This is a genomic window from Microbacterium sp. cf046, from assembly GCF_900114345.1.
Taxonomy (GTDB): domain Bacteria; phylum Actinomycetota; class Actinomycetes; order Actinomycetales; family Microbacteriaceae; genus Microbacterium.
Map to the genome: position 1 here is coordinate 248,455 of NZ_FOZJ01000002.1, position 12,726 is coordinate 261,180.

The 12,726-nt window shown below is 70.6% G+C and carries 13 protein-coding genes; 6 read left to right on the top strand and 7 right to left on the bottom strand.

The genetic code is table 11. The features are described from left to right. The first annotated feature begins 228 nt into the window (after window positions 1–228). From BM349_RS07315 to BM349_RS07325, 3 genes are all read left to right on the top strand, one after another. A complete protein-coding gene (locus BM349_RS07315) occupies window positions 229–1,263 on the top strand; it encodes an aldo/keto reductase (protein ID WP_091705634.1) in 1,035 nt (344 codons plus the stop codon). A gap of 96 nt (window positions 1,264–1,359) precedes the next feature. Next, window positions 1,360–1,962, top strand: a complete 603-nt coding sequence (locus BM349_RS07320; RefSeq protein ID WP_091705637.1) for a histidine phosphatase family protein — start codon at window positions 1,360–1,362, stop codon at window positions 1,960–1,962. Between the two features lie 189 nt (window positions 1,963–2,151). Continuing rightward, on the top strand, window positions 2,152–3,309 hold the full coding sequence (locus BM349_RS07325) for a hypothetical protein (protein WP_091705639.1): 1,158 nt from the start codon (window positions 2,152–2,154) through the stop codon (window positions 3,307–3,309). 46 nt (window positions 3,310–3,355) lie between these two features. Here BM349_RS07325 and BM349_RS07330 read toward each other — a convergent pair whose 3' ends face one another. Further along, complete coding sequence (locus BM349_RS07330) at window positions 3,356–3,871, bottom strand: GNAT family N-acetyltransferase (protein ID WP_368086667.1); 516 nt, start codon at window positions 3,869–3,871, stop codon at window positions 3,356–3,358. Between the two features lie 3 nt (window positions 3,872–3,874). Here BM349_RS07330 and BM349_RS07335 point away from each other — a divergent pair, with 3 nt between their 5' ends. Further along, window positions 3,875–7,084: an ATP-binding protein gene (locus BM349_RS07335; RefSeq protein WP_139230895.1), complete on the top strand. Its 3,210-nt coding sequence runs from the start codon at window positions 3,875–3,877 to the stop codon at window positions 7,082–7,084. Window positions 7,085–7,141: 57 nt separating this feature from the next. On the opposite strand, the gene BM349_RS07340 is transcribed toward BM349_RS07335, so the two are convergent. Beyond that, on the bottom strand, window positions 7,142–7,957 hold the full coding sequence (locus BM349_RS07340) for an ABC transporter permease (protein ID WP_091705645.1): 816 nt from the start codon (window positions 7,955–7,957) through the stop codon (window positions 7,142–7,144). Next, a complete protein-coding gene (locus tag BM349_RS07345) occupies window positions 7,954–8,958 on the bottom strand; it encodes an ATP-binding cassette domain-containing protein (protein ID WP_091705647.1) in 1,005 nt (334 codons plus the stop codon). Before BM349_RS07345 ends, BM349_RS07340 begins: the two co-directional genes overlap by 4 nt. 122 nt (window positions 8,959–9,080) lie before the next feature. Between BM349_RS07345 and dapB the strand changes: the two genes are divergently transcribed. Both dapB and BM349_RS07355 read left to right on the top strand, forming a co-directional pair. Next, the gene (gene dapB, locus BM349_RS07350; RefSeq protein WP_091705649.1) at window positions 9,081–9,893 is read left to right on the top strand and encodes a 4-hydroxy-tetrahydrodipicolinate reductase; all 813 of its coding nucleotides are present in this window, start codon (window positions 9,081–9,083) and stop codon (window positions 9,891–9,893) included. Further along, window positions 9,890–10,339, top strand: a complete 450-nt coding sequence (locus tag BM349_RS07355; RefSeq protein WP_091705651.1) for a hypothetical protein — start codon at window positions 9,890–9,892, stop codon at window positions 10,337–10,339. Before dapB ends, BM349_RS07355 begins: the two co-directional genes overlap by 4 nt. On the opposite strand, the gene BM349_RS07360 is transcribed toward BM349_RS07355, so the two are convergent. From BM349_RS07360 to BM349_RS07375, 4 genes are all read right to left on the bottom strand, one after another. Beyond that, a complete protein-coding gene (locus BM349_RS07360) occupies window positions 10,336–11,256 on the bottom strand; it encodes a TIGR01777 family oxidoreductase (RefSeq protein ID WP_254773782.1) in 921 nt (306 codons plus the stop codon). The genes BM349_RS07355 and BM349_RS07360 overlap by 4 nt on opposite strands. Then, window positions 11,249–11,674, bottom strand: coding sequence for an OsmC family peroxiredoxin (locus BM349_RS07365; RefSeq protein WP_091707185.1), 426 nt, complete (start codon window positions 11,672–11,674; stop codon window positions 11,249–11,251). Before BM349_RS07365 ends, BM349_RS07360 begins: the two co-directional genes overlap by 8 nt. 102 nt (window positions 11,675–11,776) lie before the next feature. After that, window positions 11,777–12,295: a DUF4395 domain-containing protein gene (locus BM349_RS07370; RefSeq protein WP_091705656.1), complete on the bottom strand. Its 519-nt coding sequence runs from the start codon at window positions 12,293–12,295 to the stop codon at window positions 11,777–11,779. Then, entirely contained in the window at window positions 12,288–12,725 is a 438-nt protein-coding gene (locus BM349_RS07375; RefSeq protein ID WP_091705659.1) for a TlpA family protein disulfide reductase, read from the bottom strand. Before BM349_RS07375 ends, BM349_RS07370 begins: the two co-directional genes overlap by 8 nt. Window position 12,726: the final 1 nt, after the last annotated feature.

Below are 12,726 nucleotides of genomic sequence, written 5' to 3' on the forward strand. Positions count from 1 at the left end.
CTCGACTGGGGGAGCGGGCATCCGCATTTCGTCGATATGTCCCCCGAACAGGGGACAAATGGGGCATCATAGCGCCTTTGTGACCTAAGCGTTATGTAATATTTACCGACTGGTCGCCGGAATGACCGGCTCCGGTCCTCGAACGGCCTAACCTCATAGGAAGCGCCGGGGGGCGCGAACTTCGTAGTCACGGAAGCTCCACCCGGAGTCGACGTGAGGGGGTGGGACATGGCTGTATTCGGCGTTGGCTCGGCCGTCTCCTCGGAGAGCCTGCCCGCCGCTCCCGCTCCCGGGAACGTGCATCCGTCCGCACCCATTCCGGTGCAGGGTCCGCCGATCGGGCAGAGCGTGCGCGTCCCGCTCGGCGAGACCGGGGCGGAGATCTTCCCCCTCATCCTGGGCGGGGCAGAATTCGGCTGGAACGTCGATCTCGAATCCAGCCACGAGATCATGGACGCCTACATCGAGCGAGGCGGCAACGCGCTCCACACCGCCGACAGCTTCGCGGGCGGTCGCAGCGAGCACATCATCGGGCAGTGGCTGCATTCGCGGGGACTCCGCGACGAGGTCACGCTCGCGGTCCGCATCGGCGGACACGCCGACAACCCGGGCCTGGGTCCGGTCAACCTGGTGCGCGCAGTCGAGGCGTCCCTGACGCGCCTGCGCACGGATCGCATCGACGTGCTCTATCTGGATGCGTCCACCGGGCCGACCGATCTCGAGGAGACCCTGGCCACCGCGGAGTGGCTGGTCGAGTCCGGCAAGGCGCGCGCGCTCGGCGCCGCGGGCTTCACCGCCGCGCAGCTGGTCGAAGCCCGCATCTACGCATCGGCGGGCTACCCGCGCATCACCGTGCTCGACGTCCCGTTCAACGTGCTGCGCCGACACGAGTTCGACGCCGACCTGCGCCTGGTCGCGGGCGCGCAGGGTGTTGCGGTCACGCCGTCGCATGCGCTCGAGCACGGATTCCTCGCGGGCCGTCAGCGCACGAGGCTCCGCGGCGGGCTGTCGGTGCGCGGAGCGCAGATCGCAGCCAACATCAACCGGCGGGGCAGCCGGACGCTCCGGGCACTGGACGCGGTGGGCACCGACCTCGGGGTGCCGGATGCCGCGGTCGCCGTCGCATGGCTGCTCGCGCAGAAGCTCGTGACCGCGCCGATCGTGAACGCCTACGCTCCGCAGCATGTCGAGGAGCTCGTGCAGGGCATCGGCGTGCGTCTGAGCCGGAGCCAGCTCGCCGACATCGCGCGCGCGTCCGAGTAGTCGCACACGCGCCCGGCGCCGGGCCCGAGCGCACGCCGTGACGTAGGCTGGACGGGTGCTTCCGGGCACGCGAATCCCCCGACGAAGTGAGCTGGCGTGACGCACTACATCTATCTCGTGCGGCACGGCGAACATCAAGACGCCGAGCACGGTCTGATCGACGGGCCACTGTCTCCGCGAGGGCGTCGTCAGGCCGCGTTCCTCGCGGATCGGCTGTCGGGCGTGCCCTTCGACGCCGTCTGGCACTCTCCGCTCGAACGCGCGAGCCAGACCGCGCGGGCCGTCGCCGAGCGGATGCCGTCGCTGTCGCCGCAGCCGTCGGCGCTGCTGTTCGACTGCGTTCCCACCGGAATGACCCCCGAGACGCCGGCCGCGTTCGAGCCGTTCTTCGGGAGCGTGACCGAGGCCGAGATCGAGGCCGGCAGCGCGCAGATGGCCGATGCGGCCAGCGAATTCCTCGCCCGCAAGCGCGGCGAGGTGCATGAGCTGCTGATCACGCACAACTTCGTGATCGGATGGTTCGTCCGCGAGGTGCTGCAGGCGCCGGAGTGGCGCTGGATGGCTCTGAACCAGGCGCACTGCGGACTCACGGTGATCGCGCAGAAGCAGGGCAGACCGTGGACGCTGCTCTCGCACAACGACCTCGCGCACCTGCCGGTCGAGCTTCGGACGGGACTGCCCGAGGTCTATCCGGTCTAGGTGCGGCGCCGCCGCGCTCGTGCGATCGCGGATCGCGCCGAGCGCGCGCGATCGCGCCCGGAAAGACCTGAGGCAAAGCTGAGCATGCGTCAGGTGCGGGGGTGTGGGCTCGGCGCTACGCTTCTCGCATTCTGTGTTGCCTGAGCCGGCGAGACGGGCCGGCTCACTCCCGAAAGGCCGCATCACCTCATGCCCGATCTGGTCAGCGCGCGTCCGCGTCGCAACCGCGACGACGACGGGAATGTGCGCGTCGTCGCGGAAATCGAAGACTCCGTTCCCCTGTGGTTCTCCGTCGCTCCGGATGACGAAGAGCTCCTCGCCGAGCGAGCCGACCACGTCGCGGTCGCGCTCCTGCTGCCCGCCATGCGGTACGGCCGCGACCTCCGGGTGGGCGGGGCGGTGACGGACAGCCTCCTTCACCGGCTCAATCACGATCTCCAATCGCTCGTGCGGGTCGTGCACCCGAACTACCACGCGATCACCGTCACGGCCGACGAGACGCTCCCCGCCGGTGCCGCCCCGGCGGGAGTGGCGACCGGCTTCTCCGGCGGCGTCGACAGCTTCGCGACGCTGACCGAGTACGCGTCATCCACCGGCGTCCCACCGGCGCTGCGGGTCACCCATCTGCTGAACAACAACGTCGGAGCGCACGGCGATGGAGGTCGGACGCTCTGGCGGAAGCGATTCGACGCGCTGCAGCCGGTGGCCGCGGATCTCGGACTGCCGTTCATCCGCGTCGACAGCAACATCGACGAGCACTACCCGCGCATGGGCTTCATGCAGACGGTGACCTTCCGCAATGCCGCCGTCATGCACCTCCTCGGAGGCGGCATCGGGCGCTCGTACCACGCATCCGAGGGGACGTTCCGCAATCTCCGCATGCCGCCACCGCACGGTGACATCGGCCTGGCGGGCGCGATGACCTTCCCGCTGCTGTCGACTCCGGCGCTGACGGTCGAATCGACCAGCTCGGGCATGTCCCGGATCGAACGGACGCTGGCGCTCGTCGGGGGACCGTACGCGCGCTACCTGGACGTGTGCATCGATGCCGATCCGGATCGGACGACGAACTGCTCGCAATGCTGGAAGTGCATGCGCACCATGCTCACGCTGGAGATCGCGGGCAGCCTCGACGAGTTCATCCCCGAGGTCTTCGTGCGCGCCCCCTACGAACGGCGGCGCTCCCAGTACTACGCCGAGCTGCTGTCGTCGAGTGAGCCGAACGACACCGAACTCGTCGAATTCGGCGACATCAACGGCTGGCGGTGGGGTCCGGTCGCCCGCGGTCGCGCGGCGGCTCGGCGTGCCACTCGCTGGGCCCGCGATCTGGCCAGGTCGGTGCGCTGACCGAGCCGACGCGGAGTGTCCGGCATCCGGGCGCGGCGACGATGGGCTAGTCGAGAAGCTTTCCGTACCAGCGGGTGGCGTTCGGATTGTCGTTGTACGGGTCGATCGTCTCGAACCCGGCGGCTTCGTAGAGCCCGCCCGCTGCCTGCAGGGTGTGGTGGGTGTCGAGCACGAGCTCGGCTGCCCCGAGTGAGATCGCGCGCCGTTCCAGGTCTTCCAGCAGCAGTCGGCCCCACCCGCGCCCTCGCGTCTCCGGGCGGAGGTAGAGGTGCTTCACCTCGTATCGCGGTCCGTGGTCACCGTCGTCGATGCGACGGATGCCGCCGCATCCGACATTCTCGCCCTCGTCGTCCCGGACGATGACGAAGACGCCCGCAGGCGGCTCGAACACCGATGGATCGGGGAACACCGTCGTATAGGTGTGCCCGGGGAAGGTCGCGGTGCGCATCGCGAAGTACTCGGCGAGGAGCTCGTGCGCGACGGGTGCATCGACGTGTTCGTCGCGCAGGGTCACCATGCCCTCAGCGTAGCCGCGGCCGATGACGGCCTGGCCTATGCTCACCGTGTGCCCCTCGCCGATCAGCCTCGTGTCATGCTGCTCGGCCCTGTCCGCGTGCGCACGTCGGATGGTGGGATCCACGTCCCGCCGGGCGCACCGACACGCGCCTTGATCGCGGCGCTCGCCGTCGGAGCCCAGGTCGGCGAGCCCCGTTCGATCGCCGCGCTGGCCGACGACGTCTGGGGCGACTCTCCGCCGCAGAATCCGCGTGCCGCGCTGCAGTCGCTGGTATCTCGACTGCGCGCCGTCGCCGGATCCGAGCTGGTGCGGAGCTCTCCGGCGGGGTACGCGCTCGGCACCGCCGATGTCGATCTCACCCTCGCCGACGCCCTGTCGCGGCGGGCCGACGAGCTCGATCCCGCACACCCTGATCGTCTTGCGCTCATCGACGAAGCGCTGGCGCTGTGGCTCGGCGAACCCGCGGCGGACCTGGGCGACGCCCCGGTCGCGGAGTCGATCAGCACGCTCGCCGGTCGCGTGCACGAGCGGCTCCGGCGGGCTCGAGCGGAGACTCTGATCGCGTCCGGTCGCCACTCCGAGGCCGCCGCGGAACTCCAGCTGCTCGCGGCCGCCCGCCCGTTCGACGAGGCCGTGCACATGCAGCTGATGAGCGCACTCGCGCACGCCGGGCGCGCCCAGGAGGCCATCGCCGTGTTCGCGTCCGTCCGGCAGCGGCTGCGCGACGAGCTCGGCACCTCACCCGGAGCCGAGTTGACCGCACTGCACACCCGGCTCCTGCGCGGCGACGCCTCGCCCACGACCTCGCGCGTGCGGATCGGCCTGCGGACCGCCCCCAACGAGCTCATCGGCCGGGATGCCGACATCGCGGCTGTCGCCGCCATGCTGAGCCGCGCGAGGCTCGTCACCATCCTCGGCGCGGGCGGTCTCGGAAAGACCAGGCTCGCACAGGCGACGGCTGCCGCGTCCGCGGCCCCGTCGGTCATCGTGGTCGAGCTGGCGAGCGTCCGCGCCGACGACGACGTGCCTCTGGCGATCGCTTCCGAACTCGGCATCAGCGAGGCCGCCCCCGGCGGAAGATTCGTCGACGCCCGCTCGCGCCCGGACCTCCGCGCGCGGGTGGTGTCGCTGCTCGGCGAGCGGGAGACGCTCCTCGTGCTCGACAACTGCGAGCAGGTCATCGACGGCGTCGCGGCCTGGACCTCCGACATGCTCGAGTCGGCGCCGACGCTTCGCGTGCTCACGACGAGCCGGACTCCACTGGCGATCACGGCGGAGTCCGTGTACCCGCTCGAGCCGCTGGCCACCGTCGCAGATGAGGCCGCCGCGGCCACCGGGGCCGCCGCGGGACCGGCCGTCCGGCTCTTCATCGAGAGGGCGACCGCAGTACGGCCGGCAGCAGCGCTGCCGCTCGATGTCGTCGCGCGGCTGTGCGAGCACCTGGACGGACTGCCCCTGGCCATCGAACTGGCAGCGGCCCGCGTGCGGACCATGACCCCGGAGCAGATCGAGTCGCGCCTGCGTGATCGATTCGCGCTGCTGACAGCGGGGGATCGCACCGCCCCCGAACGACATCGGACCCTCGAGGCGGTGATCGCCTGGAGCTGGGACCTGCTCGACGCCGAGGCCCGCAGCGCGTTGGCCCGGCTCTCGATTCTGCCAGGCGGCTTCTCTGCGGCCACGGCCGCGGCGGTGCTGGGCGACGGTGACGCCGACGACGCGCTCGACCGGCTCGCCTCGCAGTCCCTGCTCGTCGTCGTGGACGACCCGATCACCAGTCGGGTGCGATTCCGCATGCTCGAGACCGTGCGCGAATTCGGCCTGGCCCGCCTGCGCGAAGCACGCGCCGCGGACGCCGCGTGGGCGGGCGCATTCCGGTGGGCCCGGATGTTCGCGGCCGAGCGTGTCACGAACGTGTTCGAAGTCGCGGTCTTCCGTGAGATCCGCGCCGAGCACGACAACCTCATCGCGGTGCTCCGGCGCGCGGTCGAGCGGGACGAGGCCACGGAGGCTGTCGCGGTGTTCTCCATCCTGAGCCAGGCGTGGTTCATGCGGGGCGCGTTCTCGGAGTTCCAGACCTTCGGGCCCATCGTGCTCCCGCTCGTCGACCGCGTCACGTCGGCTGACGTGTCAGTCGATGTGCTCGCGCTCGTGCTGCTCATGTCTGTGATCACGATGCAGATCGGCGAGGGCTCCGCGCGACCGCGCGTCGTCGCGCGCCTGCGCATCCTCCGGAGGCGGCACACGGACCTGGCCACGATGACGGCCGCACTCATCGATGTCGCCGGCGCCGGCACGAGCGAGCGGGCCCTCGCAGAGATCGCGCGCCTGCGGGCATCGTCCGACCTCGAGGAAGCGCTCGTCGGCGAGATGCTGATGGCCCAGTTCGCGGAGAACGAAGGCGAACCGGCGGTCGCGATGGCAGCGGCCGAACGTGCCTGGGAGCTGGCGGATCGCACGGACCGGCTGTGGCTGGCCTCGATGGCCGCGAATGCCGTCGGCCAGCTGGCGAGTCAATCGGCGCGTCCCGCCGAGGCCCTGGACTGGCTCGACCGCGCCGCTCGCGGCCTCGCCGAGTTCGGAGCCGACGAGGAGCTGCATCAGCAGCGCTGGTTCATCGGCGGAAACCTCGTCGGCCTCGGCAGATTCGACGAGGCGCGCGCCCTGTTCACCCAGCTCACCACGATCCGCGAGCTGACCAACGACGGCCTCGAGCTCGCCTCGATCGGCTGGATCGGGCTCGCCGAGGTCGACCGCGCCGACGGCGACACGGCGGCGGCCGCACGCAGCTACGAGCATGCGCTGGACACCTTCGCGACGAATGACCAGCGCAACTCCCCGTGGTACCTGATGGCGATGGCGGGCCTCGTCTCCGCCACCACGTTCGACGGCTCGCTGCCCCCGGAGCGCATCGCCGTGTGGGCGCGGAGGCTGCGGTCGAGGGCACTGGCGACCCGTCGGATCCGCAGTGACTTCATCGACAAGCCGGTGCTCGGCACGGTGCTCGCCGGGTGGTCGGCGTGGGCGCTGAGCGAGCCGTCGACGCGGGATCGCGGGATCGAGGCCCTCGCGCTGGCAGAGGTCCTCGGCGCGCGGCAGGACCTTCGCAGTCTCCATCTGGACACGCACCGGAGCGAGGCCGAGCAGATCGTCGGCGCACAGGCGATCGCGGACGCCTGGGCGGCGGCATCCGCTCTACCCCGCGAGACGCTCGCCGGTCGAGCATTCGACGTGCTCTCGGACCCGGCCACGGCATAGTCGCCGTTCACGACGAGAGGGAGCCGCCGGCGGGCGACTCCCTCTCGGTCCTATGCGTCACGCCTTGCGCATGTACGCCCGGACGGTGAGCGGTGCGAAGACCGCCACGATCACCAGTGCGCCGATCAGCGTCGAGACGACATCGGCGCTCGCATCGGCGCCGGACGTGAGCAGACGTGCAGCCGTCACGAGGTGCGAGACCGGGTTGATGCCCACGAACCACTCGAGTGCGGGCGGAAGGGTGTCCGCCGGCACGAACGCGTTGGACAGGAACGTGAGCGGGAACAGGATCAGGAACGAGATCCCCTGCACGGATGCCGCGGACCGCGCGATCACGCCGAAGAAGGCGAAGATCCAGCTGATCGCCCATGAGGCCGCGATGACGAGCAGCCCTGCCGCCACGACTCCGGCGAGACCGCCCTCTGGCTGGTATCCCATGATGTACCCGGTCGCGAACGTGATCGTCGTCGCGATCGCATAGCGGACCGTGTCGCCGAGGAGCGCACCGGCCAGGGGTGCCACTCGCGCGATGGGCAGCGAACGGAAGCGGTCGAACACGCCCTTGTCCATGTCTTCGCGCAGCTGGACCCCTGTGACGACCGAGGTCGTGATGACGGTCTGCACGAGGATGCCGGGCAGCAGGAACGGCAGGTAGTCCGCCACGCTGCCGGCGATCGCGCCGCCGAAGATGTACGTGAACATCACGGTGAAGACGATGGGCTGCACGGTGACGTCGATCAGCTGCTCGGGCGTGCGGCGCATCTTGATGAGGCCGCGTGCGGCCATGCTCAGCGAATTGCGCACCGACTGCCCGATGCTGACGTGATTCTTGAGCGACCGTGCGGACGCGGGCGAGATGGTGAGGGTGGTCATGCGAGGCTCCTTTCGAGCTCGGCTTCGGTCGCGGCATCCGCGTCGGGTTCTTCGACGCCGTGGCCGGTGAGAGTGAGGAACACCTCGTCGAGCGTCGGCTTCTGCACGCTGAGCTCGCTCAGATGGATGTCCGAGCTGCGGAACTCCAGGAGCAGATCGGCCACGCGATCGGCGTCGCGCATCGGCGCGGTGAGCCGGCCCGCCTCCGGCGAGACCACGGCGGTCACGCCGAGCACGCGCTCGATCGCCGCGCAGGCGGCGGGGATGTCCGCCATATCGGTGATGCGCAGCTGGAGGCTGGACTCTCCGATCGACGCCTTCAGCTCGTCGGCGGTGCCTTCGGCGACGACCTTGCCGGTGTCGATGACGGCGATGCGGTCGGCCAGCTGGTCGGCCTCGTCGAGGTACTGCGTCGTGAGCAGCACGGTGGACCCGCTCGCGACGAGCTCGCGGATCGTGTCCCACATCTGCCCACGCGTGCGGGGGTCCAGTCCCGTCGTCGGCTCATCGAGGAAGATGAGCGGCGGCTGCGCGATGAGGGATGCGGCAAGGTCGAGGCGCCGCCGCATGCCTCCGGAGAAATTCTTCAGCGGGCGCTTGGCGGCGTCGGTGAGGCCGAATTGCTCGAGCAGCTCGGCGGCCTTGCGGCGCGAGTCTGCGCGGGAGAGCCCGAGGAGCCGGCCGAAGAGCATGAGGTTCTCGTTGGCCGACAGATTCTCGTCGACGGACGCGTACTGCCCCGTCACGCCGATGAGCTGCCGGACGATCTGCGGCTCCTTGATGATGTCGTGGCCGAAGATTCGTCCTGTCCCGCCGTCGGGACGCAGCAGCGTCGCGAGCATGCGGATCGCGGTGGTCTTGCCGGCGCCGTTCGGACCGAGGACGCCGTAGACGGTGCCGGTCTTGACTCGGAGATCGACGCCGTCGACCGCCCGGTTCCTGCCGAACACCTTCACGAGTCCCTCGGCCTCCACGGCCCAGTCGGAATTGAAAGTTGTCATGTGACAAGCATCCGCATCGCCGCTGTCAGAGCGGTGCCGTCGCACTGTCACGTGCTGTCGGCGCCCACCGCCTGTGACAGCGGACCGCCGGCCGCGCGACGCACCGCCGATACGATGGATCCATGACGACGCGGGTGGCCATTGTCGGCGGCACAGGCAAGCTGGGCGGCATCATCCGCGACGTGATCGACGGGGAGTCCGGCTTCGAAGTCGTCGCGACGCTCTCGTCGCACTCCGCCCTCTCCGAGCTCGAGGGCGCGGACCTCGTCGTCGACGCGTCGACTCCGGCCGTCTCGATCGACGTGGTGCGCGCCGCGATCGAGCGTGGGATCAACGTCCTCGTCGGCACGTCGGGCTGGTCGGCCGAGCGCATCGCCCTCATCAGGCCGCTCGTGGATGCCGCCGGAACCGGCGTCGTGTTCATCCCGAACTTCTCGCTCGGCTCCGTGCTCGGATCGGCACTGGCAGCCGCGGCGGCGCCGTTCTTCCCGTCCATCGAGATCATCGAGGCGCATCGCGAGACCAAAGTCGATTCGCCCAGCGGCACCGCCGTTCGCACCGCGGAGCTCATCGCCGCGGCACGGGCGGAGGTCGGACCGGTCGAGTCGCCGCACGTGGACCAGCGCGCCCGTGGTCAGCAGGTCGCGAGCGTGCCGATCCACTCGCTGCGCCGGCCCGGGGTGGTCGCGCGCCAAGAGGTCGTGCTGTCGGGGCCGGGGGAGGCGCTCACCCTGACGCACGACACGGTCGATCCGGCGCTGGCATACGCGCCCGGCATCCGGGTGGCGCTGGCGGCTGCGCGCGACGCCCGCGGCGTGACCGTGGGTCTGGACAGCTTCCTCGACATCGGCATCCGCGTGCCGCGTCCGGCGCGGGAGCGTCCCGTGGACGAAGGCGGCGTCCCCGGTCAGGTCGCGCGCGCGACCAGCGCATGAGCGCACGGATCGGCGTCGCCCTCATGGCGGTGCTGCTCGCGCTGTACATCGTCCTGGTCGCCCAGCGCGCCTGGCTTCTGCTGCTGAGCGGCGAGCCGATCGGGATCGCGATGGGCGCGGCGCTCGTGATCCTGCCGATCATCGCCGCGTGGGCCCTGGGCAGGGAGCTGTGGTTCGGGGTGCGCGCCGAGCGGCTTGCACGCCGGCTGGAAGCCGAGGGAGGTCTGCCGGAGGAGCCCGTCTCGGTGCGCCCCAGCGGCAGGGTCATGCGCGAGGACGCCGACGCGCTCTTTCCCACGTACCGTGCCGACGTGGAGGCGCACCCCGACGACTGGCGCGCGTGGTACCGGCTGGGGCTCGCGTATGACGCCTCCGGCGACCGCCGGCGGGCGCGCGCGGCGGTGCGGCGCGCCATCCAGCTCGAGACGGCGAAGCCGCCGCGCTAAGCGTCGGCCGCGGGCACGGCCGCCTCGACGGCCTGTTCGACGGTCGTGTGCGTGAAGGTGAAGCCCGACTGCTCGAGCACACGGGGAGCGACGGTCGCATCGGTCGTGAGCAGCGCCTCGGTCGCGTCGGCCCCGAGCACGAGCCTGATCGCCCAGACCGGCGCGCGCAGCAGGAACGGCCGGTTCATCCGCACCGCGAGCGCGAAGCCGAGGTCGTTCGCGCTCGCCGGGGTGGGTCCGACGAGATTGACCGGGCCGGCGATCTGCGAGTCGATCACATGGCGGATGCCGCGCACCTCGTCATCGAGCGAGATCCACGGCCACTTCTGGGTGCCGCGCCCGATCGGTCCGCTCACGCCGAACCGGGTCAGGAGCATGAGCGGCTTGAGCACGCCCTGTGGATGCACGATCGGCGCGGTGCGCAGCATCGCGACCCGGGCGTGATCGCCCGAGGCCAGCGCTGCAGCCTCCCACTCGCCGCAGAGGTCGGCGAGGAACGTCTCCCCGCGTGGCGACTCCTCGGTGAGCACACGCCCCGGCGCGGACCCGTAGTAGCCGACGGCGGATGCCGACACGAAGGCGGGTGCATCGCTGCCGAGCTCGCGAACCGCGCGCGCGATGGCCTGCGTCGGCGTGATGCGCGACCACAGCAGCGAGTTCTTGTAGCGGGCGGTCCACGGGAACCGGCCGATCGTCGCGCCGTTGAGCCCGACGACAGCATCCGCTCCGTCGAGCACCGCAGGATCGAGCGGCCCGGAACCGGTCAGCCACTCGACCTCGTCGGGCTGCTCGGCCGGGCGGCGCACGAGCGTCGTCACGCGGACGCCGTCGGCGCGCAGGCTGTCGACCAGCGCGGAGCCGATCAGGCCCGATGCCCCGGCGACGACGACCCGTCTGTCCCCGTCGGGGTCAGGCAAGCGTCGCCTCGAGCGTGATCTCGATGCCCGCGAGGGCCTGCGAGACCGGGCAGTTCGCCTTCGCATCGGCCGCGAGCCGGTCGAAGTCCTCGCGCTCGAGGCCCGGGACGACGGCATTCACGTTGAGGTGACTGCCCGTGATCCCGGTGCCGGGCGTGAACGTCACCGACACCGTCGTGTCGATCGACTCCGGAGGAGTGCCGTTCTGGGCGAGCGCAAGGGAGAAGGCCATGCTGAAGCAGGACGAATGCGCGGCGGCGAGCAGCTCTTCCGGGGTCGTCACGGATGTGGAGCCCTCGCTGCGCGCCTTCCAGTTGACGTCGAAGATCCCGATACCCGATGACTGGAACGCGACCGTTCCGGAACCGTCGATCAAGCCGCCCTTCCAGACGGTCGTGGCTTCGCTCGTGACGGTCATCGGAACCTCCTGATCGACGTGCGCCCGCACTCCGGGCACCTCGCGGTCAGCCTAACCGCGGCGCACCCGCATCGCGACCGATCGGCGCAGATCGCGGACGACTCAGGCCGCGGCGGGACGCTCGCGGCCGACGATGCCCACCCGCTGGAGGAGGAGGTACAGCTGGCACCCGAGGCACACGCCGAACACCGCGTTCAGGAACGCCGCCACGAACGCCGCGGCGGCCGCGATCGTCAGCGCCCACGGGACGCCGATGAGATGCAGGACGAGCCCGATCGACACCACGAACAGGCCCACGCCCTGGGCGAAGCGCGGTGGGCGCGGGTCTTCGAAGTCGGTCGGCGGGCTCAGGCGCGGCTGCACGAGCGAGCGGAACAGGACTCCCCACGGCGCGGTGCGCGGCGAGAGCACGCCCCACAGGAACAGCAGCGCGATGGCCAGCAGCAGGAGGAAGGCTGGTTCCGAGGCGCGCTGCGCGACGGTCGCGCCGATCGGGGTGATCAGGCCGAGGAACACGTCCACCAGCAGCAGCAGCGCGGTGATCCCTGCCGTGAACCGAGGGCCACGCGAGTCGATGCCCTTCGAGGGCGGTCGTGCCGCGGCATCCGTCCGATCAGACATGTGCGGTCTCCCCGGTCAGGCGGTTGAGCTCGAGCTCCAGGACGTCGCGATTGGGCACGCCGCCGAAACGCGTCTGCACGACCCCGGCGCGGTCGAGGACCAGCGTGGTCGGGGTCTGCAGGATGTGGAAGTGCTTGGCGATGTCGGGCCGATGCGTCAGGTCGATGTCGAGGTGGCTGACACCCTCCCGGCCGTCGGCGACCGCGGCGAGCGTGCGGTGCACGCCGGGACAGCGGGAGCACAGCTCGGTGCTGAACTGGAGCAGCGTCGCGGTGCTTCCCAGGGAGTCCGCACCCAGGCGCGCCGGCTCGATGACCTCGTGGGCGATGTGCCTGCGCGGGCGCCCCTGGCGCCACTGGATGAAGACGCCGAACGCGACCGTCGCCGACAACAGGAGGGCGAGGCCGACGAGGGCGCTTAAGAGAGTCACA

Excerpts from the sequence above, each read along its gene's own strand:
- BM349_RS07315 (WP_091705634.1), top strand. The coding sequence starts at position 229 with ATGGCTGTATTCGGCGTTGGCTCGGCCGTCTCCTCGGAGAGCCTGCCC.
- BM349_RS07325 (WP_091705639.1), top strand. The coding sequence starts at position 2,152 with ATGCCCGATCTGGTCAGCGCGCGTCCGCGTCGCAACCGCGACGACGAC.
- BM349_RS07340 (WP_091705645.1), bottom strand. The coding sequence starts at position 7,957 with ATGACCACCCTCACCATCTCGCCCGCGTCCGCACGGTCGCTCAAGAAT.
- BM349_RS07345 (WP_091705647.1), bottom strand. The coding sequence starts at position 8,958 with ATGACAACTTTCAATTCCGACTGGGCCGTGGAGGCCGAGGGACTCGTG.
- dapB (WP_091705649.1), top strand. The coding sequence starts at position 9,081 with ATGACGACGCGGGTGGCCATTGTCGGCGGCACAGGCAAGCTGGGCGGC.
- BM349_RS07355 (WP_091705651.1), top strand. The coding sequence starts at position 9,890 with ATGAGCGCACGGATCGGCGTCGCCCTCATGGCGGTGCTGCTCGCGCTG.
- BM349_RS07365 (WP_091707185.1), bottom strand. The coding sequence starts at position 11,674 with ATGACCGTCACGAGCGAAGCCACGACCGTCTGGAAGGGCGGCTTGATC.
- BM349_RS07370 (WP_091705656.1), bottom strand. The coding sequence starts at position 12,295 with ATGTCTGATCGGACGGATGCCGCGGCACGACCGCCCTCGAAGGGCATC.